At 26.4% G+C, this 21,670-nt stretch carries 14 protein-coding genes and 3 tRNA genes; 15 read left to right on the top strand and 2 right to left on the bottom strand.

Annotated elements, in window-relative coordinates; translation table 11 throughout:
* Positions 1-43 precede the first annotated feature (43 nt).
* Positions 44-2,941 (top strand): aminomethyl-transferring glycine dehydrogenase, encoded by a 2,898-nt coding sequence (gene gcvP, locus H0H60_RS00130; protein WP_185862718.1) that lies wholly within the window; start codon positions 44-46, stop codon positions 2,939-2,941.
* Between the two features lies 1 nt (position 2,942).
* Here the strand turns inward: gcvP and tsaD are convergent, their stop codons facing one another.
* A complete protein-coding gene (tsaD, locus tag H0H60_RS00135; RefSeq protein WP_185862719.1) occupies positions 2,943-3,974 on the bottom strand; it encodes a tRNA (adenosine(37)-N6)-threonylcarbamoyltransferase complex transferase subunit TsaD in 1,032 nt (343 codons plus the stop codon).
* Positions 3,975-4,000: 26 nt separating this feature from the next.
* On the opposite strand from tsaD, the gene H0H60_RS00140 reads away from it, so the two are divergent.
* The 6 genes from H0H60_RS00140 to H0H60_RS00165 all read left to right on the top strand — a co-directional run bounded on the left by H0H60_RS00140 (position 4,001) and on the right by H0H60_RS00165 (position 11,361).
* On the top strand, positions 4,001-8,275 hold the full coding sequence (locus tag H0H60_RS00140) for a translocation/assembly module TamB domain-containing protein (RefSeq protein WP_238784904.1): 4,275 nt from the start codon (positions 4,001-4,003) through the stop codon (positions 8,273-8,275).
* A 67-nt stretch (positions 8,276-8,342) separates the two neighbouring features.
* A complete protein-coding gene (locus H0H60_RS00145; RefSeq protein WP_185849825.1) occupies positions 8,343-8,864 on the top strand; it encodes an Lrp/AsnC family transcriptional regulator in 522 nt (173 codons plus the stop codon).
* Positions 8,865-8,980: 116 nt separating this feature from the next.
* Positions 8,981-10,996: an HD family phosphohydrolase gene (locus tag H0H60_RS00150; RefSeq protein ID WP_185862720.1), complete on the top strand. Its 2,016-nt coding sequence runs from the start codon at positions 8,981-8,983 to the stop codon at positions 10,994-10,996.
* Between the two features lie 81 nt (positions 10,997-11,077).
* Positions 11,078-11,163, top strand: a tRNA-Ser gene (locus H0H60_RS00155).
* 17 nt (positions 11,164-11,180) lie between these two features.
* Positions 11,181-11,255: transfer RNA gene (locus tag H0H60_RS00160), tRNA-Pro, on the top strand.
* Between the two features lie 32 nt (positions 11,256-11,287).
* Positions 11,288-11,361, top strand: a tRNA-Arg gene (locus H0H60_RS00165).
* Here H0H60_RS00165 and clpP read toward each other — a convergent pair.
* Positions 11,359-12,063 carry an ATP-dependent Clp endopeptidase proteolytic subunit ClpP gene (gene clpP, locus H0H60_RS00170; RefSeq protein WP_185862721.1) on the bottom strand — a complete coding sequence of 235 codons (705 nt, stop codon included), beginning with the start codon at positions 12,061-12,063 and terminating at the stop codon, positions 11,359-11,361. The two genes, H0H60_RS00165 and clpP, sit on opposite strands and share 3 nt — an antisense overlap.
* Before the next feature lie 137 nt (positions 12,064-12,200).
* Here clpP and H0H60_RS00175 point away from each other — a divergent pair, with 137 nt between their 5' ends.
* The 8 genes from H0H60_RS00175 to ccsA all read left to right on the top strand — a co-directional run bounded on the left by H0H60_RS00175 (position 12,201) and on the right by ccsA (position 21,633).
* A complete protein-coding gene (locus H0H60_RS00175; protein WP_185862722.1) occupies positions 12,201-13,652 on the top strand; it encodes a lipopolysaccharide biosynthesis protein in 1,452 nt (483 codons plus the stop codon).
* A gap of 11 nt (positions 13,653-13,663) precedes the next feature.
* Positions 13,664-14,065 (top strand): dCTP deaminase/dUTPase family protein, encoded by a 402-nt coding sequence (locus tag H0H60_RS00180; protein WP_185862723.1) that lies wholly within the window; start codon positions 13,664-13,666, stop codon positions 14,063-14,065.
* A 26-nt stretch (positions 14,066-14,091) separates the two neighbouring features.
* A complete protein-coding gene (locus H0H60_RS00185; RefSeq protein WP_185862724.1) occupies positions 14,092-15,105 on the top strand; it encodes a sugar phosphate nucleotidyltransferase in 1,014 nt (337 codons plus the stop codon).
* Positions 15,106-15,189: 84 nt separating this feature from the next.
* On the top strand, positions 15,190-15,372 hold the full coding sequence (locus H0H60_RS00190) for a Sec-independent protein translocase subunit TatA/TatB (protein WP_185849829.1): 183 nt from the start codon (positions 15,190-15,192) through the stop codon (positions 15,370-15,372).
* Positions 15,373-15,427: 55 nt separating this feature from the next.
* Complete coding sequence (locus tag H0H60_RS00195; RefSeq protein ID WP_185862725.1) at positions 15,428-16,516, top strand: lytic transglycosylase domain-containing protein; 1,089 nt, start codon at positions 15,428-15,430, stop codon at positions 16,514-16,516.
* 54 nt (positions 16,517-16,570) lie between these two features.
* Positions 16,571-17,572, top strand: coding sequence for a recombinase RecA (recA, locus tag H0H60_RS00200; RefSeq protein ID WP_185862726.1), 1,002 nt, complete (start codon positions 16,571-16,573; stop codon positions 17,570-17,572).
* Positions 17,573-17,588: 16 nt separating this feature from the next.
* Entirely contained in the window at positions 17,589-18,356 is a 768-nt protein-coding gene (locus H0H60_RS00205; RefSeq protein WP_185862727.1) for an MBL fold metallo-hydrolase, read from the top strand.
* A gap of 106 nt (positions 18,357-18,462) precedes the next feature.
* Entirely contained in the window at positions 18,463-21,633 is a 3,171-nt protein-coding gene (ccsA, locus tag H0H60_RS00210) for a cytochrome c biogenesis protein CcsA (protein WP_185862728.1), read from the top strand.
* The last annotated feature ends 37 nt before the right edge of the window (positions 21,634-21,670 follow it).

Genomic DNA, 21,670 nt, shown 5'->3' on the forward strand with positions numbered 1-21,670 from the left:
TAACTTTGTAATGTTATAAATATAAACACAATTTCTATTTTTTATGAATGAGGATTTCATTAGAAAAAAATTCTATTTCAGACATATAGGTCCGTCTTGTGAAGACATTCACAAAATGTTGAAAATATTAAGATGTAGATCAATCAAAGAGTTAATCAATAAAACAATTCCAAAAGAAATACGTTTAAAAAAAAACTTAATTCTTCCGAATTCTATTTCGGAATACAAATATTTAAATCATATTTTCAGAATTAGCAAAAGAAATAAAGTTTTTCGTTCTTATATAGGATTGGGGTATAAAAATACTATTACGCCAGCTGTAATTCAAAGAAATATTTTAGAAAATCCAAATTGGTATACTCCTTATACTCCCTATCAATCGGAAATATCTCAAGGGCGTTTAGAAGCATTAATCAATTTTCAAACTATGATTTCAGATCTTACTTCCATGAAAATTAGTAACGCTTCTATGTTAGATGAAGGAACAGCAACAGCTGATGCCATGTTTATGATTTATAAAGAAAGTTTAAGAAGAAGACGTATAAAAAATGATCCTTATTTTTTCGTTTCAGATGAAATTTTACCACAATCATTCGCAATACTCAAGACTAGATGTTTTGGTTTAGGAATAAAATTGATTCAAGATTCTCATGGAGAATTAAAAAGATATCAAAAAAAAGATATATTCGGTTTGTTACTTCCATATCCTTCCTCTTTAGGAGAAATATATGACTATAGTGAAACAGTCAAATATGCAAAGAATAAAGATATATCGGTAGTAGTATCTGCAGATATTTTATCTCTAACCTTATTAACGCCTCCTGGAGAATGGAATGCGGATGTAGTGGTAGGTTCCACTCAATCTTTTGGGATTCCTATGGGGTATGGAGGACCTCATGCTGCTTTTTTTTCTACTCGTGAAAAGTATAAACGTTTTATTCCAGGAAGAATTATTGGAGAATCTTTGGATATAAAGAATAAAAAAGCATTTCGTATGGCTTTGCAAACAAGAGAACAACATATCAAAAGAGAAAGAGCAACTTCCAATATCTGTACATCACAAGTATTGCCTGCTATAATGGCTTCTATGTATGCTTTATATCATGGTCCAAAAGGATTAAAAATAATAGCAGAAAATATTCATAAATGTACCAAAAAGTTGGAACATGGATTGATTCATACTATTGATGGAATAGAGCAAATTAACTCATTTTATTTTGACACTCTCAGAATTAGAATAGACAAACCAGAAATTTTTTCTTTAGAAAAACTAAAAAAAATAGCTGAACGCAGAAGAACTAATTTCCGATATGTAGATTCTCATCAGATGACAATCACTTTAGACGAAACATCCTGTGAAGAGGATATCCATCATATTATTTCTATATTCCATGAAGTTAATAATCATAAAACGGAAAGAAATATCTATAATTTTTTTTTAAAAAAAAATCAAAAGGAAAAATATAAAATTCCTAATTCTTTAGAAAGAAAATCTAATTTTTTAACCCATTCAATTTTTCATAAGTTTCATTCAGAAAATGAACTTATGCGTTATATTAAAAGACTAGAAAGAAAAGATCTTTCTTTAACTCATTCTATGATTCCATTAGGATCATGCACCATGAAACTAAATGCATCTGCAGAATTATTTTCTCTTAGCCAATATGAATGGAGAAATATTCATCCTTTTGTTCCTAAGGATCAAACAAAAGGATATCAGTTTATTATTCATAATTTAGAAAAATACCTAAAAGAAATAACTGGATTTTCTGGAATATCTTTACAACCTAATTCAGGAGCTCAAGGAGAATATGCTGGACTCATGGTTATCAAAGCTTATCATCAATATTTACAAGAATATAAAAGAAATGTGGCTCTAATTCCTACTTCTTCACATGGAACTAATCCTGCATCGGCAATGATGGCTGGAATGAAAGTTATCTTAATTCATACCAAAAAAAACGGATCCATCGATAAAAATGATTTGTTGAAAAAAGTAAAAGATAATAAAGATTTTTTATCCGTATTAATGATTACATATCCATCAACTCATGGTGTTTACGAATCTCATATCAAGGAAATTATAGAAATTATTCACGATCATGGAGGGCAAGTTTATATGGATGGAGCAAATATGAATGCACAAATCGGATTGATGAAACCAGCAAAAATAGGTGTAGATGTATGTCATCTAAATTTACATAAAACTTTTGCCATTCCTCATGGAGGAGGAGGTCCAGGAATGGGACCTATTTGTGTGGCTTCCCATTTACAACCTTTTCTTCCGGATCATCCATTTGTTCAAAAAGACAAAAATAAAAAAATATTGACCGTTTCTTCTTCTCCATATGGATCTCCTCTAATCTTAACAATTTCTTATGCTTATATTCGTCTTTTAGGTCCATATGGACTTAGAAAATGCACGGAGATATCTATATTGAATGCTAATTACATAAAGGAAAAATTAAAAAATGATTATAAAATATTATATGTTGGAAAAAATGATACAGTAGCACATGAACTGATTATAGACTGTCGAATTTTCAAATCAATTGGGATAGAAGTTATAGATATAGCTAAAAGAATGATGGATTATGGGTATCATGCTCCTACTATATCTTTTCCTGTAGAAGGATGTATGATGATAGAACCTACGGAAAGTGAATCTAAAGAAGAATTAGATCGTTTTATTGAAACCCTTATAAACATACGTAAAGAAATTAAGGAAATTGAAAAAGGTCAATTTTCTGAAAAAGAAAATGTCTTAAAAAATGCTCCACATAGTTTAGATTTATTAACAGAAAACAACTGGATTTATCCTTATACTAGAGAAAAAGCCGCTTATCCATTGAATTGGGTAAAAGAGAGAAAGTTTTGGCCATCCATTAGTAGAATCGATGATGGATACGGAGATAGAAATCTAATTTGTACATGCACTTAGTCTAGAATGTTTTTAATTTAGAATATGGAGTGACATTCATGGAATCGAATATTTTTTTCTCATATTTCAGTAGTCCGGTAATGGCTATCATAGCTCCATTATCTGTAGCATATTCCTTTTTTGGAAGAAAAACTTCCCATTTTTTGTTTTTTCTTGCAAAAAGAATAAAATGTCGTCTTATTTCATTATTAGCAGAAACACCTCCTGCTAAAGCAACTCTAAAAATTCCTGTTTGTAGGGTTGCTTTTAACACTTTTTCCAAAAGCATTTCTGCTATAATATTCTGCACAGAAGCACACAAATCGGATAAATTTTTTTTCACAAAAAAGGAATCTTTTTGTAATTTATTGTTTACAAACTGTAACACATGGCTTTTCAAGCCACTAAAACTAAAATTTAAGCCTTTTACTGATGGTTTAGAAAAACTAAATCTTTTGGAAGATCCATTTATAGAAAAATGATCTAATAAAGGACCTCCAGGATAAGAAAGTCCTAACATTCTAGCTATTTTATCAAAAGCGTCTCCTACGGAATCATCTAAGGTAGATCCTAGTATTTCCATTTGAAAAAAATCATTAACTCTTACTATTAAAGTGTGTCCTCCACTGATCATCAAACATAAAAAAGGAAATTCTGGATAAGTATTATTCATATTGGCTTTTTGTATAAAATGCGCAAGTATATGTGCTTGTACGTGATTTACAGTTAATAAAGGAATTTTTAATCCCATTGAAAGAGATTTTGCAAAAGAAGCACCTACTAATAAAGGACCTATTAGTCCTGGACCTAGCGTAAAAGATACAGCATCAATTTGATTTTTATTTATACTTGCATACAAGATAGCTTTGTTTACAGCTATCATGAGATATTTTTCATGCAATCTTGAAGCTATTTCTGGTACTACACCTCCATATTGTTTATGAATTCTTTGACGAATGATAACATTAGATAATACACATCTATTCTTTATAATAGAAACGGCGGTATCATCACATGAGGACTCTATCCCAATGACAATAAGTTTTTTTTTCATAAAAAAAAATAACAATATCTTTAGAAATGAATCATGAATTTTTAAAAAAATTCTTTTTTCGAAAAAAAAATATCTATATCCTTTGTATAGTTATTTTATTATTAGGAGTAATTAGCACTACTTTTCATTATCGAAAAGAAATACAAGAAAAAATAACGGAATTTTTTGTGAAAAAAATGAATACCCATCTTGGTCAAAGAATTCGTGTGAAAAATGTGGCTATAAATCTTTTTAAAAAAGAATTTCATCTTTACGATGTTAGTATCATGGATCATCATAATTTTTATTTGATTCATTTATCTCAATGTAAAATCTCTGTAAAAAACTTTTTTCAATATTTTTTTATAAGTTCTAAACATCTAAATATAAGAAATTTAATACTTGAAAATCCTAAGATTTTTGTCAAAAAATATTTAAATGAAAAAGAAAACAATTTATTTACTATTTTCAAAGAATTTATCCTAAAAAGAGATTTAAATAAAAAAAACTCTACCCAAACTATTAGTTGTTCTAATTTTAAAATAAAAAATGCTCATTTAGTATATGAGGATTTCAACTCTAAAAAAAGTTACAAAAATAATTTTTCTACATCCATAAAAAATATAAAAATAGATGAAAATAAAAAAATAGAAGCCACTATTTTTTTTCTCAAATCAAATGGATATATAAAAAGAAAGAACTATCGCATAGAAAATTTTTTTTGTCATTTGACTTATTTTACTTCGAAGTTAAAAATCCACAATTTTTTTCTAAGAACATCTAATAGCCATTTGAAAGGAAAAGTAATATTTTTTTATGATGCTACTAAAAATGTGGACGATCTTTTTTTGGATAAAAATAATATGAGCATAAAAGGAGAAATTTTTGAAGGATCCAAATTTGGTTCTGATTTAATCAATATATTTTTTTCAAATTTTTTTAATAAAGAGAGTTTTCCACTTATGTTTTCCGTTCAAGGATTTATAAATGGAAAATTAAATGAAAAAATTTCTTTTTCAAAAATTTGTATAAAAAACATTCCTTTCAATAAAATATTTGCAGAAAAAATTAATATTTTTTATAATCTAAAAAAAGAATGTAAAGAGGTTCAATTTTTAAAAACTATTTTTCAAACTTCAGTTCATGAAATAAAAAAAATATTTCCATCTTATTATCATTCGAAATTAAATCTTTTGAATTCTTTTAACCATATTCTCTCCTATAGAGGAGATTTAATTTTTCAAAAAAAATGGATGAAAATAAATGGGGACATACAGTACAAAACTTTTAAAACTCACATATACACTTGTATTAGTCGTACTAATAATAATCGAGATATTCAATATATAGGAAAATTTTTCACAACTAGAAAAGACAGTATTAGTAGTATTAATTCTTTAATCCCATTAAGGATCCCATTTTTTAGTCTTCCATCAGGTTTATGGATTTGCAATTTTAAAGGAATCTATAAGAATTTTTCTTTTAAAAAGAATATTCAAAATAGTTTGAATCACTTTTTTATTACTCTTTTTTTCCCTTCTTCAGGAATAGAAATAAATTGTAATGGAAAAATACACAATAATTTTCAAAAATTTTTTTTAAGTATTCATACAAAAAATGAAAATAAATTTTTCAAAAATATGATTACCGGTTATATTCATGGAGATTTTATATGGAAAGATTTCTTAGAATCTATAAAAAAGGAAATTTTTTCTTTAAGAAAGAATCTTCATTTAAAAAATAACTCTATAATAAAAAAACAATATGTATTTTTTTATTTATCAATTAAAAAAGGCTTTTGGAGATTTCTGAATTTTCAAAAAAAAATAAAAATATTATCAGATATTCAATTCTCAGGAATATCCAAAAATAATGGAGTAAAAATGAGTTTTTTTACAAAAAAAATTCAACTCAAGGAAATATTCATTGATCATTTTCATCTTAAAGTAAACTCTTTTATAAAGAATAAAATACAATTATATATAAACCAAATATCTTTTAACAATTTTCTATCTCAAAAAATAGATCTTTCCATTTTTGATAAAAAAAACTTTTTCCTAATCAATTTCAATTTTTTTTGCAAATTCAAAAAAAAAGAATTTCAAAAACAAACACTGAATTTTATTTTAAAAAAAATTAATTATAATAATAATTTTTTGATTTTTTTTATACTTCCTTCAAAATTGAATATCAATGGATATAATTGGTTTATTGTCAATCATATGGATAGAAATATAGGTAAAATAAAAATAGACTTAGTAAATAAAAAATATATCATTGATAATATGATATTATCATCAATTAATGATCATGAAAAAATTTTCATAAAATTTTATTTTCATCAAATAAATAATATGAAATTTCAAATATTACTGGAAAATATGCAATTAAAAAAAATACTTCCAAAAAAAGACTTAATGATCAATGGTTATGCAAATGGCATTTTTATTTTCAAAATGGGTCCAAACAAAATTGAACCCAATAATATAAATATCAATATTAAAAATATTTCAATTGGAAAAAAGGTTCTTGGAAATTTTTATATTCATTCTAAAAATAATTCTAAAATTCATGGCATCTTGAAGAATAAAGACTCTTCTGAAATTTTTTCATTATCTGGAAATATTAATAATGAATTACAAAAAAAATATAAACTCAATTGGAACGTAAGTATTAAAAATTTAAACATAAGTGATTTTCCTTTCTTCTGGAAAGAAATGGATAGTGAAGCTAGAGGTTTTATTTCCGGAAAAATACGAATTTTTGGGAATTTATATGATCCGCATTATTTTGGGAAATTAGAACTTAAAAAATTTGGAATAAAAATAAATTCTATAAATACAGATTATGAAATGACGAGTCCAGCTTACATAAATCTTGTTTATAAATCCTGCATTTTAAACACATTTTCTTTTCGAGACATAAAATATAATACAGAAGGATACATCAATGGAGTTTTTTTACATAAAAATTTTTTGAAATGGAATGGATATTTATCTATAAATAGCCAAAAACTACTTGTTTTAGATACAAATAAGAAACCAAATACCTCTTTTTTTGGAAAGATTTTTTCTAAAGGAAAAATTCAAATAATAAAAAAAAAGAATTATGTCAACATTTGCATGGAGAAAGGAAATATTTTAAGTTCTTCTCATTTATATATTAATCCAAATGGATCTTCCAAATATCAAAAAAAAGATTTTGTTGAATTAATGGATCCTAATATTCATCAAATTCAAAAACATAATAATCATAAAAAAAATGAAAATAAAGAGGACTTTCTATCTTTAAATATAAAAACAGATATAGATGAGAAAACAAAAGTATCCATATTATTAGACGATAATTTAGAAAATTTTCTTGAATTAAGAGGAAATGGTTTTCTTTTTTTAGAAAAAAAGCCAAAAAAAGAAGTACAAATAAGTGGAAAATATTTCGTTACAGATGGATTATATCATTTTTCCAATCAAGAAAGAATTCCAATTATTAAATTAGAAAAAAGATTTAGAATAAAGCCAGGAGGTTTAATTACTTGGACCAATAATTTTAGTCATTCTAATATTAATGTAATAGCCTATTATACTAAATATGTATCTAACATAATAGAATATATAGACTTGTCCAAATATTATCCGAACAATATAATAATATTAACAGAATTACGAATGAATCTTCATGGACAAATACAGAAACCTAATATAAGCCTGGATATTATTTTTCCGAATAGCAATGAAGAAATTAAAAAAAAATTATTAAATAAATTAAATTCTAATGAGGAAAAAACTATTCAATTTTTATCTATTTTAACCATAGGAAGATTTTTTTTAAAAAATTCTATAAAAAAAGATTTTTTCCATTCATATGCTTACAATATAATTTTGAAACAGTTAGGAAATTTTTTATCAGAAATTAATCAATCATTCAATATCAATTTCGAGTTTTTCAAGGATAATAAAAATAGATCTAATAGTTTCCTTTCTTCAATATATTATGAAATCAATGACCGTTTTTCTATAAAAAGTAATTTGGGCATTATTTTCAAAAAAATGAAACAAGAAAAAATAGGGATACGAGGTAGAGGAGATATTCAATTGGATTTAGATATCCACCGTGCTAAAAATAGTAATTTAAAACTTATTCTTTTCTCTCGTCCAGAGAACTTTATTGTTTCCAAAACAAGTGCTATTTCTCAAATTTATGGAAGTGGGATTATTTATACCATCTCTTCGGAAGATTTATTGAAAATCATCAGAGGAATATTTTCCTATATAGAAAATTTTTTCCATAAAAAATCTATTGAAAAAGAAGGAAATACATCTTAAAAAGAAAGTTTTGTATCTTGGTATTTTTAATTAATACCTTTATCAAAAAAGAAAAAAATATATAACAATGATTCTAAGATATAATACAGACGAAATAGACAATACCATTGTCAGAAAACTGAATATAAATGCTAGAACGCCGTATACTGAAATCAGTAAACAAATAAGCGAAGAAATTAAACCATTATCCGTTGGAACTGTTCATGTAAGAGTCAAAAAATTGGAAGAGGCTGGAATCATAAAAGGAAGCACTTTGATAATAGGCTATGAATCATTAGGATTTCATCTAATTGCTTTTGTGGGAATATTATCCGATTCTCGCGAATCGAAATTAGTCAAAGAAGAACTAAAAAAAATTCCGAATATTGTACAATTATATATTACTTCCGGTAAATATAATCTTTTTTGTAGAATTATAGCTAGAGATCCTTCAGATGCTAGAGATGTTATTTCGAAAATTGGAGAAATAAAAGGAGTACTTCGAACAGAATCGACTATTTGTTTAGAAGAAAGCATTAATGATGAGAATAGATTACTTTCTAATATCTTACAAAAACATAAATCCTCTTATAAGAAAAAAAAAACATAATCGTATCATACGATTAATAATTAATTTGAAAATCTTTCTTTGTCATGTTTTAGTATTATTATGATATTTTTTCATCCTTCCAAAAAATTGCATAGCTTCAATTTTTTATTAAGGAAATGGCTAAATTCTTAAGATTTTATACATATAAAAATATCGCAGATAAGATTTTTATTACTCTTATTGCAATTTTATTATTAACATTTTTTTTCCCAAAAAAAGAAATTTTTAAATATGAATTTTCCAAGGGAAAAATTTGGAATCACGAAGACTTATTTTCTCCATTTCATTTTATCGTTCCAAAAAATAGCCTAGACATTTCTTTGGAAATAAAAAAATTAGAAGAGAATCAGAATCATTATTGTGAAAAAAAACCACATGTAATCAGAAACATAAAAAAAAAATTAAAGAAAATTTCCTTCATAAAAAAAAACAAATTTTTATATAAAAAATCTCGTGATATTATAAATACCGTATACCGATATGGATATTTATATTCCAATTCCAGATTTCTTCCTAAGAAAAATCTTTTTATTTTTTATAAAAAAAACAAATATGGCATTCCCGTATCGTATAAAAATATTTACACCTATCAAAAAGTAAATAATCTTCTTGACAAGAAAATAAAAAATAACTATCGTTTAAAAAAAACATTAAAAAAAATGATAGTTCCAAATCTTTATTATAAAAAAGACTATACGGAAAAGATTTTTCATGAAAAAATGAAATCCATTATTCGAATAAAACGAACTATTGCAAAAGGAGAAAAAATTATTAGAAAAAATGATGTTATCGATGGAGACAAGTTTCAAGTTTTATCCTTATTTAGAAAGGAATATGAGACTAAAGTATGGAATAAAAAAAAGGATTATGGTTTAATTTTAGGATATTTTTTAATAATCAGTACGATATTTTCAATACTGCTTTTATATCTTTTTTATTTTCAAAATAAAATATTTCAAAATAACAGAGAAATAAACTTTTTGATAATTAATATATTATTAATATCGTCAATAACAATTATAACCTTAAAATATCATTCTAAAATATTATATTTAATTCCTTTTTGTATTCTTCCCATAAGCATTCGTGCATTTTTTAATTTAAACTTGAGTATTATTATCCATTTGACAACAATTTTGCTATTATCCTTAATCACGCCAAATAGTTTTGAATTTATATTTCTTCAAGTTATTACAGGTTTTTTAGTCCTGTTAACAAAAAAAAATATTTATAAAATGGCTAATCTATTTATTGCCGTAGGCAAAATAACTATGACTTATATAATAACTTTTTGTTCTTTAACGTTAATACGGAAAGGATCTTTAGAAAGTATTTCATTGTATCCATTTTCCTTATTTTTCTTTAGTGGAGTATTGACTTTATTTGTTCATCCATTGATATTTCTTTTCGAAAAATTATTTAATCTTACTTCAGATATTTCATTATTAGAACTTTCCGATACGAACACCCCTATTTTAAGATTGCTCTCTCAAAAAGCTCCAGGAACGCTGCAACATGTTTTAACAGTAGCGAATATAGCAGAAGAAGCAGCGGTTTCTATTGGAGCTAATTCTTTATTAACAAGAATAGGAGCCATTTATCATGATATAGGAAAAATAAAAAATTCTATTTTCTTTACCGAAAATCAACATAACCTATTACTAAATCCTCATGAAAAACTAAGTCCAAAAGAAAGCGCAAAAATTATTTTGGAACATGTTACAATTGGAATAGAATTAGCCAAAAAATATCATTTACCTGATCCAATTACGGATTTTATACGTACACACCACGGAAATAGTATTATTCATTATTTTTATGAAAAGCAAAAAGAAAAATGTCCAAATATGATAGTAGATGAAAAACAATTTCAATATTCTGGACCTAAACCATTTTCTAAAGAAACAGCTATCGTGATGATATGTGATTCTATAGAAGCGGCTTCTAAAAGCATAAAAAATCCATCTAGCAAAGATCTAGAAAATTTAGTAGAAAATATTATTAATAAACAAAAAAAAGAAAATCAATTTTCCAATGCAGATATAACTTTGAAAGAAATAGAAAAAATAAAACAAGTTCTTCAAAAGAAATTGATAAATATTTATCATACTAGAATAGAATATCCTAACTAAATAATCAGTAAATCTATCTGATATAGATTTGTTTATTAAATGGATCTATTTTAGATTTGTAGAAGTACTTCAGAATAAATTGGAGAGTTGCCGGAGTGGTTAACGGAACAGTTTGCTAAACTGTCGGTATGAAAAATACTGCGTGGGTTCGAATCCCACATTCTCCGCATAATATAATAAAAAACGGGGTATAGCGTAGTTTGGTTATCGCGCCTGGTTTGGGACCAGGAGATCGTAGGTTCAAATCCTGCTACCCCGATATTCGATATTTCCTACACTATAATAGATCACGATCACGTAGCTCAAATGGATAGAGCAACTGCCTTCTAAGCAGTAGGTCACAGGTTCGAATCCTGTCGTGATCATTTTTTCGGTTTTTCAGATATTTTTTTAGATCCTTTTTCTTTTAAAACTTCATCTATCATTCCGTACTTTTTAGCCTCTTCAGAAGTCATCCAGTAATCTCTATCAGAATCTTTTTCTATTTTTTCTATAGGTGATCCCGAATGAATGGCTATAATTTCATAAAGTTCCCTCTTTAATTTTAAAATTTCACGAACTGTAATTTCAATATCTGAAGCTTGCCCATGTGTTCCACCCATAGGCTGATGAATCATAACTCTAGAATGTTTCAATCCAGATCTTTTATTTTTGACTCCAGCACAAAGCAAAACAGCTGCCATGGAAGCAGCCATTCCTGTACAGATAGTCGCCACATCTGGTTCCACAATTTGCATTGTGTCATATATTCCTAATCCCGCATGGACGTCTCCTCCTGGGGAATTAATATAAATTTGTATGTCCTTTAAAGAATCTACAGATTGCAAAAACAACAATTGTGCTTGTACAATATTGGCTACTTGATCCTCTATAGGAGTTCCTAAGAAAATAACACGATCCATCATTAAACGAGAAAAAACATCCATTTGAGCTACATTTAATTTACGTTCTTCAACAATATAAGGGGTCATCAGTTTAATATATTGATCAATAATCAAACTATTGATTCTTTGATGTTTGATTGCGTATTTTTTAAATTCTTCTGAATGTTTTTTATGATAGTCCATATCTTTTATATAGATAGTATTCTATCAAATTTACTCATAATTACTTACTATATCTTCATCTCCTATATAAAAAAATTTATAAATAAAAAACTGGACAAAAAAAAGCAGAAATTAGGAACCTAATTTTGATAAAAAAATTGAATTTGTACAAGAAATTAGTTATTCAAACTATAATCTATTTTATAGGATCCATTTTTCCCAAGATTATTAATTATGCTTTTTTAAAATTTTTTACAAAATCTTTAAGAAGAGAAGAATTTTCTCTTTATACAGATATGTATGCTCTATCTTTTATAGTCATAGGATTTCTTTCTTTTGGATTAGAAAATACCTATTTCAGATTTATATCTAAAAAAAACTATAACAATGAAGTCGTTTTTTCAACAGGGTTTATTGTCCAATTTTTGATAACTTCTTTCTTTTTAATACTTTCAGTTAATTCGATAAAATATTTAGTTTCTATTGCTGGATATAACAATCATCCAGAATATTTTTTCATGTTTTTTTTAATTATATTTTTTGACACTATTTGCATTCTTCCTATGGCTTGGCTTCGTGCTAATGAAATGGCTTTAAAATACACGATGATAAATGTTATAAATATATTATTGCAATCCTCTATGATAATATATATGTTTTATTTTTACACTCCAAAAAAAACTTATTTTTCTTCTATTTTTGAGTTAGTTAACTCTTTTACAGATAAAACAGGATACATATTTTTTGCAAATATGATTTCATCTTTAAGTAATTTTCTTTTAATTGCACCTATCATTTTTAAAAAAGTCACCATAAAAAAATTTAATAAAATTATTGCCAAAGAAATGTTAAATTATGGAATTCCAATTATGCTCGGAACTATGGCTTTTTCTATTAATGAAAATCTTGATAAAATTCTGATTAAAAGATGGCTTTCTGATGAAATAAACGGTGCATATTCTGCTTGTTACAAAATAGCGGCTTTTATGAGTTTATATATTCGTGCATTTCGATTAGGGATCGAACCTTTTTTTTTTAAAAAATCTGAAGATGCTGATGCAAAATATTTTTACGAAAAAATTACCTATTTTTTTATCATCTTTGGTTTAATATTTTACGTATTAATATGTGGAAATCTTTCTATTATTATAGAATTTCTCATTGATAAAAAATATCATCTCGCCATCTCTATTATTCCAATAGTAATGATGGGAAACCTATTTATAGGGATATATACAAATTTATCTATTTTCTACAAAATTATAGATAAACCTATTATTGGAACTTATATCTCTTTAGTAGGAGTGTTAATCACCATTTTATTTAATATAGTGTTTATCATGATTCCTCATAGCAGTTTTATGATTCCTGCTTGGGGAACACTTGCTTCTTATGGAAGTATGGTTTTAGTTCTATATTTTTGGGGGAAAAAAAATTTTCTTAAATTTTGCAAAAAAACTTGGGAGATTGTCCTTCACTTATTATTTGCCCTTTTTTTAGTAGTATATATGGTTAATCATGAAAATAGAATAGAGATTAGCATTTTTTTACAGTTTTTGTATGTTATTATTGTCTTCTTATTCGAAAAAAATAATTTAAAAAATAAATAGAAAAATAAATTTTGCACAAAAAAAATAATCAATACTCATCCGTATTAGAAGCGAATGTTGAGAAATCCATATACATAAATTACTTAGAAAGAAAATTAATCCCAACGGGCCTTTATATTGAATTTTATAAACTTAAAAGAAAAAATTTTTTTATAAAAAAAAAATTAATAAATACTGGAACTATTTGTTTGATTCATTTTTCGGAAAAAAAAAAAAATCCGTCAAAAATGAATCTATATATAGAAATACAAATAGTTATAATAAATATTTCTTTAAAATATATTCTCATTAAACCTTATCAAAAAATAGTGATAATGGAAATTTATCAAGAAAATGAAATAAAATGGAAAAAATGTTCCATTCTTAATGAAAGTATAAGAGGAGAGAATAGTTTTGGAAGTACCGGAATATAAACTCACTTAACTTATTTCATTTGATTATGAAAATCATAATTCCTATGGCCGGAGAAGGAACCCGTCTTCGTCCACATACTTTAAATACTCCTAAACCATTGATTCCTATTGTAGGAAAACCTATCTTGAAAAGATTAATAGAAAGTTTTTCTAGATTTATTGAAATTTGTTCGATAAAAGAAATAGTTTTCATTATAGGAAATATCGGAAAAAAAATAGAAAAACAATTAATAAAAATTTCTAATGATATCGGACTCCCTGGAATCATATATTACCAGGAAAAACCACTAGGAACTGCCGACGCATTACTCAAGGCAAAAAAGTCTTTAAATGGACCTATCATTATTGCTTTTTCTGATACTTTATTTCACCATGAAAAATTTCGAATCGATACGGAAATAGATAATATCATTTGGACAAAAAGAGTTAAAAATCCTCACTTATTTGGAATTGTCAAATGTGATTCTTCAGGTTTAATTACTCATTTTATGGAAAAACCAAAAAATAATGTATCTAATTTAGCTATTATAGGTATATATTATTTTAAAAACAGTTCTCTTTTAGAACAAGAATTACAATATCTACTAGATCATAATATAAAAAATGAAAAAGAATACCAGTTGACATCTGCCCTAGAAAATATGAGAAAGAAAGGAAATACATTTGCTAGTAAAGAAGTTCAGGAATGGATGGATTTTGGAAATCCAAAAAAAATTATTTCTTCCAATTCTAAAATATTATCTATTGAATCCAAAAAAGAAGAATTAATTCACAAAAAAGCAATTATAAAAAATAGTGTAATAATCAAACCTTGTTTTATCGGAGAGAATACTACTATTGAAAATAGTGTCATTGGTCCTTATGTATCAATAGGAAAATTTACAAAAATAAAAAATAGTAATATTGAAAAGTCAATTATTCAAGATCATACAAAAATTACATATGCAAATATTTATAATTCTATGATTGGAAATCACACCTATTATATAGGAAAAACAAAAGAAGTTAATTTAGGAGATTATTCTATTTTAAATTTTTAGTTCAAAAATTACAGGTAAAATTTATGTATAAATTGGATTAAAATAATTTTTTTATATTTGGGATAAAATTTCCATATCATATCAATGGGTTTTTTTGTTATTTTTTATATGCTACTTGGAACATTTGGGACTACAGAAATTGTGGTCATTGTTATTCTTGCACTTTTACTTTTCGGTGGTAAAAAAATACCAGAATTAATGAAAGGATTAGGTACAGGATTGAAAGAGTTCAGAAAGGCTTCTGAAAACGAAAATTTAGAAGAATAGAACTTTCTTTCATTTTCTGTTTGTTTATTTATTAGCACTTTTTTTCCAACTAATAATGACAACAATAAGAAATATTATGTTTTTTATGCTCATCTTAAAAAGCCTGATTATACAATCAGCCTCAAAACCATTGGTGGAACAAAAAAGTGTAATGAATTATAAAAATACCCCTATTCAAAAATTAGATTTAAATCACATTTATATAGAAAATTTATGGAAAAAAATTTTTGGTGGTAAAAAAAAATTTTTATATGGAAGAAAAATTTCACCCAAAAAAAATATCATTATTACTAATATAGATGCAGAGGAGTTAAGATCCAGAATCAACAATCTTAATCAGAAATCTCAAATAAAAATACTCAAATATAACACCATTATACATGCTTCTGTAGAGAGTTATCTTCGAATGGGAAGATATATCGGAAAAATTATTTCATTATCTGATTATTATTTCCCTATGTTCGAAGAAAAACTTGAAAACTATCATATTCCTAAGGAATTAAAATATATTGCCATTATAGAATCTAATCTAAATTCCACTATTACATCTAAAGCTGGAGCTCAAGGTATTTGGCAATTTATGCCTGAAACAGGAAGAATTTATCATTTAGATATCAATCATATTTATGATGAAAGAAATGACCCTATTAAATCTACAGAAGCAGCTTGTCGATATTTGAAACACTTGTATAATAAAATGGGAAACTGGGAATTAGTTTTAGCAGCTTATAATGCCGGACCAGGGACGATCGAGAAGATTATACAACGTCATAAAGAAAAAAAAGACTTTTGGAGTTTATGGGAGTTTCTTCCAAAAGAAACAAAAAATTATATTCCCAAATTTATCGCTATTAATTATGTGATGAATTATTACAGAGAACATAACATTCCCTCTTATCCACATTTTCATCTTAAGTATAAAGAGACAGGATTAGTCTCTATGAAAGAAAAAGTCTCTTTAAAATTTTTAGCTTATGCATTAAATATTTCCTATCAAGATTTGAAATTTCTCAATCCACAATATCTTGTAGACATTATTCCTACTGGAGAAAAATTTTTTCTAAGATTACCAAGAATAAAAATTTCTCTTTTTAAAGAGAGAGAAAGAGAAGGTTTTTTTTCAAAAAAAAACAATAAAAATTAATTTTTGATCAAAATGCGGAATTAGGTATGTATAATTCCGTAATATTAAAAAATTATGAACGAAAAAAAAGAAAAATTTGAGCAAAAAAAAAGGGCCTTGAAACTTGTCTTAGATAAAATGGATAAGATTTATGGAAAAGGAACAGTAATGCGCATGGGGGATTCTCATAGAGAAAACTTAGAAATTATCTCTTCTGGATCTATTGGATTGGATATGGCATTAGGTATAAAAGGATTTCCAAAGGGACGTATTATAGAAATATTTGGACCAGAATCTTCCGGAAAAACTACTTTAGCTTTACATGCTATTACCCAATCTCAGAAAATAGGTGGATTTGCAGGATTTATTGATGCAGAACACGCTTTTGATTGTGTTTATGCACAAAAAATAGGAGTAAATATTAAAGAATTAATTATTTCTCAACCAGATAATGGAGAACAAGCACTTGAAATAGTAGATAATTTAATAAGATCTGGCTTGATTGATATGATCGTCGTGGATTCCGTAGCTGCTTTAACACCTAAAAGTGAAATTGAAGGAGAAATGGGAGATTCCAAAATTGGATTACAAGCAAGATTGATGTCTCAAGCTTTGAGGAAATTGACTTCTAGTATAGGAAAATCTAAAAGTATTCTCATATTTATTAATCAATTACGAGAAAAAATTGGAGTATATGGAAATCCAGAAGTCACTACCGGTGGGAATGCTTTAAAATTTTATTCTTCTATACGATTGGATATCCGAAAAGGAAATCAAATTAAAAATGGAGAAAAAATTTTAGGAAATAGAACAAGAGTAAAAGTAGTAAAAAACAAACTTTCTCCTCCTTTTAAAACTGCAGAATTCGATCTTCTGTACGGAGAAGGAATCTCTAAAATAGGAGAGATTCTAGATCTAGGGGTAGATTTAGGTATTATTAAAAAAAACGGATCGTGGTTCAGTTATGGAGATCTTCAATTAGGTCAAGGACGGGATTCCGTTAAAGAATTCTTAAAGGAGAAAAAAAATATTCTCAATGAGATACAAAAAAATATAATAAATCAGTATCTTCAATAGAATCTTCTAAAAAAATATGAAAATTACTTTTTTAGGCACTGGAACTTCACAAGGTGTTCCTATTATTGGTTCTACACATCCAGTATGTCTTTCTAAAAATCCAAAAGATAAAAGACTTCGAAGTTCTGTTCTTATCGAAAAAGGGGAAAAAGTTTTTTTGATAGATTGTAGTCCAGATTTTCGTTATCAAATGTTAAGAAGTAATCATAAAAAATTGGACGCCATTTTTATTACACATGAACATCAAGATCACATAGGTGGATTAGATGAGATAAGACCTATTAATAGGGAAAAACCTATTCCAGTTTATGGATTGCGTCGTGTTTTAGAAAGTTTGAAAAAACGATTTTCTTATATTTTTTCGGAAAATAAAAAATTAAATACTACCAAAGTATCCATTCACGAATTGGATAATAATACGGATTTTTTCGTTGTAGAATATTCTAAAGTTTTTCCTTTGTTTATATGGCATGGGACTCTTCCTATTTTGGGTTTTCGCATAGAAAATTTTGCATATATTACAGATGCAAGCCGGATTCCTTTTCATACTATACAACAATTAAAAGGATTAGATATTTTGGTTTTGAATGTATTAAGGAAAGTTCCGAAACATCCATCTCATTTCACTTTATCCGATTCATTGAAAATGATTCAAGAAATTAATCCTAAAAGGACTTATCTAACTCATATCAGTCATTTACTCGGATTTCATGAGGAAGTACAGACCCAATTACCTAAAAATGTTTATTTAGCTTATGATGGGTTAATTATTACTAAAATATAAATAGTTACTACCCCCTATCTATTATCTATTCTGGACATCCCATCCATGGATGTTTTCCAATCTAATTGCTAAAATTTTTTTATGTTTTTATGAAAAAAATAATAATATGCAAACGTTAAAAAATATTCTTTTTTCCACAAGAATCACTTCTATTCTGTTTCTATTATTAGCTTTATCTATGGCTATAGCAACTTTTGTAGAACAAAAATATTCTACAGATATAGCAAAGATATTCGTTTATGAATCTGTATGGTTTGAAAGTATTCTGTTATTATTTGTAATAAATTTAATGGGAAATATATGGAAATATAAACTATGGAAAAAGAACAAATTTCCTTTATTCATTTTTCATTTATCATTTGTATTTATTTTTATTGGAGGGATTATTTCTAGATACTATAGTTTTGAAGGAATGATGTCGATAAGAGAAGGAGAAACAAAGGGTCAAATTATTTCTAGAAAAAATTACATCAAATTACAAGTGCATAGTGGAAATCATATCAGGTTTTATCAAGAACCTTATATTTTTTCTTCTTTTCATCATGGATATAAAAGGAAATTTTTTTTTCATGGGAACATTTTAAAAATAAAAATTATAAACTATATTCCTTGTGCTAAAGTCATTCTTTCAAAAAAAATTCCAGAAGAAAAAATTCTAAAAATTGTTTCAACAAATGAAAAAGAAAGGACGGAAAATTTTCTTAAAAATGGAGAAACAGTAAAAATTAATGGAATCGTATTTTCTCTTAATAAGGAAATTCCTTTTGGAATTCAAATCTTTGAAAAAAATAATCAACTTTATGTAAAATCTTCTTTTTCTGGTCAAAGTATGAATATGAAAAATAAAAAGATTTCCTTTTTATTAAAAAATATTTATACTCCTTTAAGGATAAAACATTTATATCAAATCAGTAATAGTAAAAAAAACGGAAGACTACATTGGGTCATTCCTGAAGGAATTATAAAAGGAAAATTAGAATATGTAAAATCATGTGATGATAATAATCATGAAGATTCTAATTTGTTAGATGCTATTACGGCCAAAATATCGTTTCAAAACAAATCGAAATTAGTAACTTTCTTAGGAGGAAAAAATATCACGGACATGAGTGATCCTATCTGGTTTAATAATCATAAAATTTCTATAGGATATGGATCTGTTTTATTTAATCTTCCTTTTTTTTTACGCTTAAATAAGTTTCAGGTAGAAAATTATCCAGGTTCTGAATTACCATCTTTTTTTATTAGCCATGTAACGTTAATGGACAGGGAAAAAAAGAAAAATTTTTTTGTTTATATGAATCATGTTTTGAATTACAAAGGATACAGATTTTTTCAGTCTGGATATGACCCAGATGGAAAAGGAACGTTATTTTCTGTAAATAAAGATTATTTAGGTACTAAACTATCATATATAGGTTATTTTTTCATGAGTATAGGAATGTTTCTTACTTTATTTTGGAAAGGAACTCGATTTAGTTATCTTAAAAAAAGATTGAAAATATTATCTAAAATTTCTGCTATATTTTTTTTATTCCTGTGGATTAGTAACAATTTTATTTTTGCTCATGAAGAATTTAAAAAAATTCCTTTAGAAAGCATATCTGATAACATCCACATCCCTAAAAAACATGGAGAAAACTTTGGACGTTTACTTGTACAAGATAACAGGGGGAGAATAAAACCAATTAACACTCTTGCATTAGAGCTACTCAGAAAGATACATAAAAAAAGTTCTATAGAAAATTTAGATGCTAATCAATGGTTGATCTCTATACATCAAGATAATATTTTTTGGACAAAAATACCTTTTATTAAAGTAGATAAAAAAGGTGGACCTAAGTTTTTGACTAAAGTAAAAGCCAATAAAGATAATTATGTGTCTATGATGGATCTATATGTGATAGATTCCAATACCTCAAAATTAAAGTTTCTTTTACAAGAAGATTATGAAAAAGCTTTCTCTAAAAATCCCATTCAAAGAAATGGATATGACAAAGCGGTTATTAATCTTAGTGAACGTATAGGTATCATTCATGGTATTTTTCAGGGAAGATATCTTCGTATTTTTCCTATTCCAAATGATATGAATCATACATGGTCTAGTTGGGTAATGTTGGATTCCAACAATTTAAATCCTACTGGATTTTCCATGTTTAACCATTATCTTAGATCTTTGTTTCATGCACAGAACGAAAAAAATTGGAACATAGCAGATAATGAGATAAAAAAAATACGATTATATCAGCTTCGGCATGCTAAACATATTTTACCTTCAGAAAAAAAAATATCCATAGAAATTCTTTATAATCGATTGAATATATTTTATTTATTACCTTTTTTTTATGCATCAGTTGGAATAATTATCCTTACAATTTCTTTTATAAGAATTTTTTATCAAAGACAATACCTATATTGGATTTCCATAATTTTCACTTGTCTTTTATTTATTCTATTTTTTTTTGAATTTTTAGGTTTGATTTCTAGATGGTACATTTCTGGACATGCCCCATGGAGCAATGGATATGAATCGTCCATTTTCATTAGTTGGTGTTTAGTATGGATAGGTTTTTTATTTTATCGGAATCAATTTGTATCAGGAGTAACAGCATTAATTGCATCTATTTTGTTAATCATAGCACATGGAGATACGATGGATCCAGAAATCACCAATCTTGTTCCTGTTTTAAAATCTCACTGGTTGATTATTCATGTAGCTGTAATAACAGCAAGCTATGGTTTTTTCTTTACAGGATCATTCCTAGGTTTTTTAGTTCTAATTTTATATATCCTAAAAGGTGTCCATCCTAGTAGAATGACGTATAATAAAAAAATTCAAATTCATATTGATAAATTAACTATTATTAATGAAATGAGCTTGACTATAGGACTTTTTTTGTTAACTATAGGAACTTTTTTAGGAGCTGTTTGGGCTAATAATAGCTGGGGACGTTATTGGAGTTGGGATCCAAAAGAAACTTGGTCTCTCATTAGTATTATGGTATACGCATTTGTATTACATATGCGTTTAGTTCCAAGTCTTATAGGCGTATTTACTTTCAATTTTTCCAGTATTTTAGCAATAAGTTCCATTATCATGACTTATTTTGGAGTAAATTATTATCTATCTGGATTACATTCTTACGCTAGAGGAGAACCTGTTTCTATTCCTTCTTGGATTTATTATAGTTTACTAATTGTAGCAATTATTACAATTATTTCGTATTATTCAAATAAATTTCGTAATACGAATACGAAAAAAATAGAAAAGTTATGAATATCCTTTCATGTTAAAAGTAAAAAAAAAAGAAAAC

This window comes from Blattabacterium cuenoti, from assembly GCF_014251735.1.
Taxonomy (GTDB): Bacteria; Bacteroidota; Bacteroidia; order Flavobacteriales; family Blattabacteriaceae; genus Blattabacterium; species Blattabacterium cuenoti_C.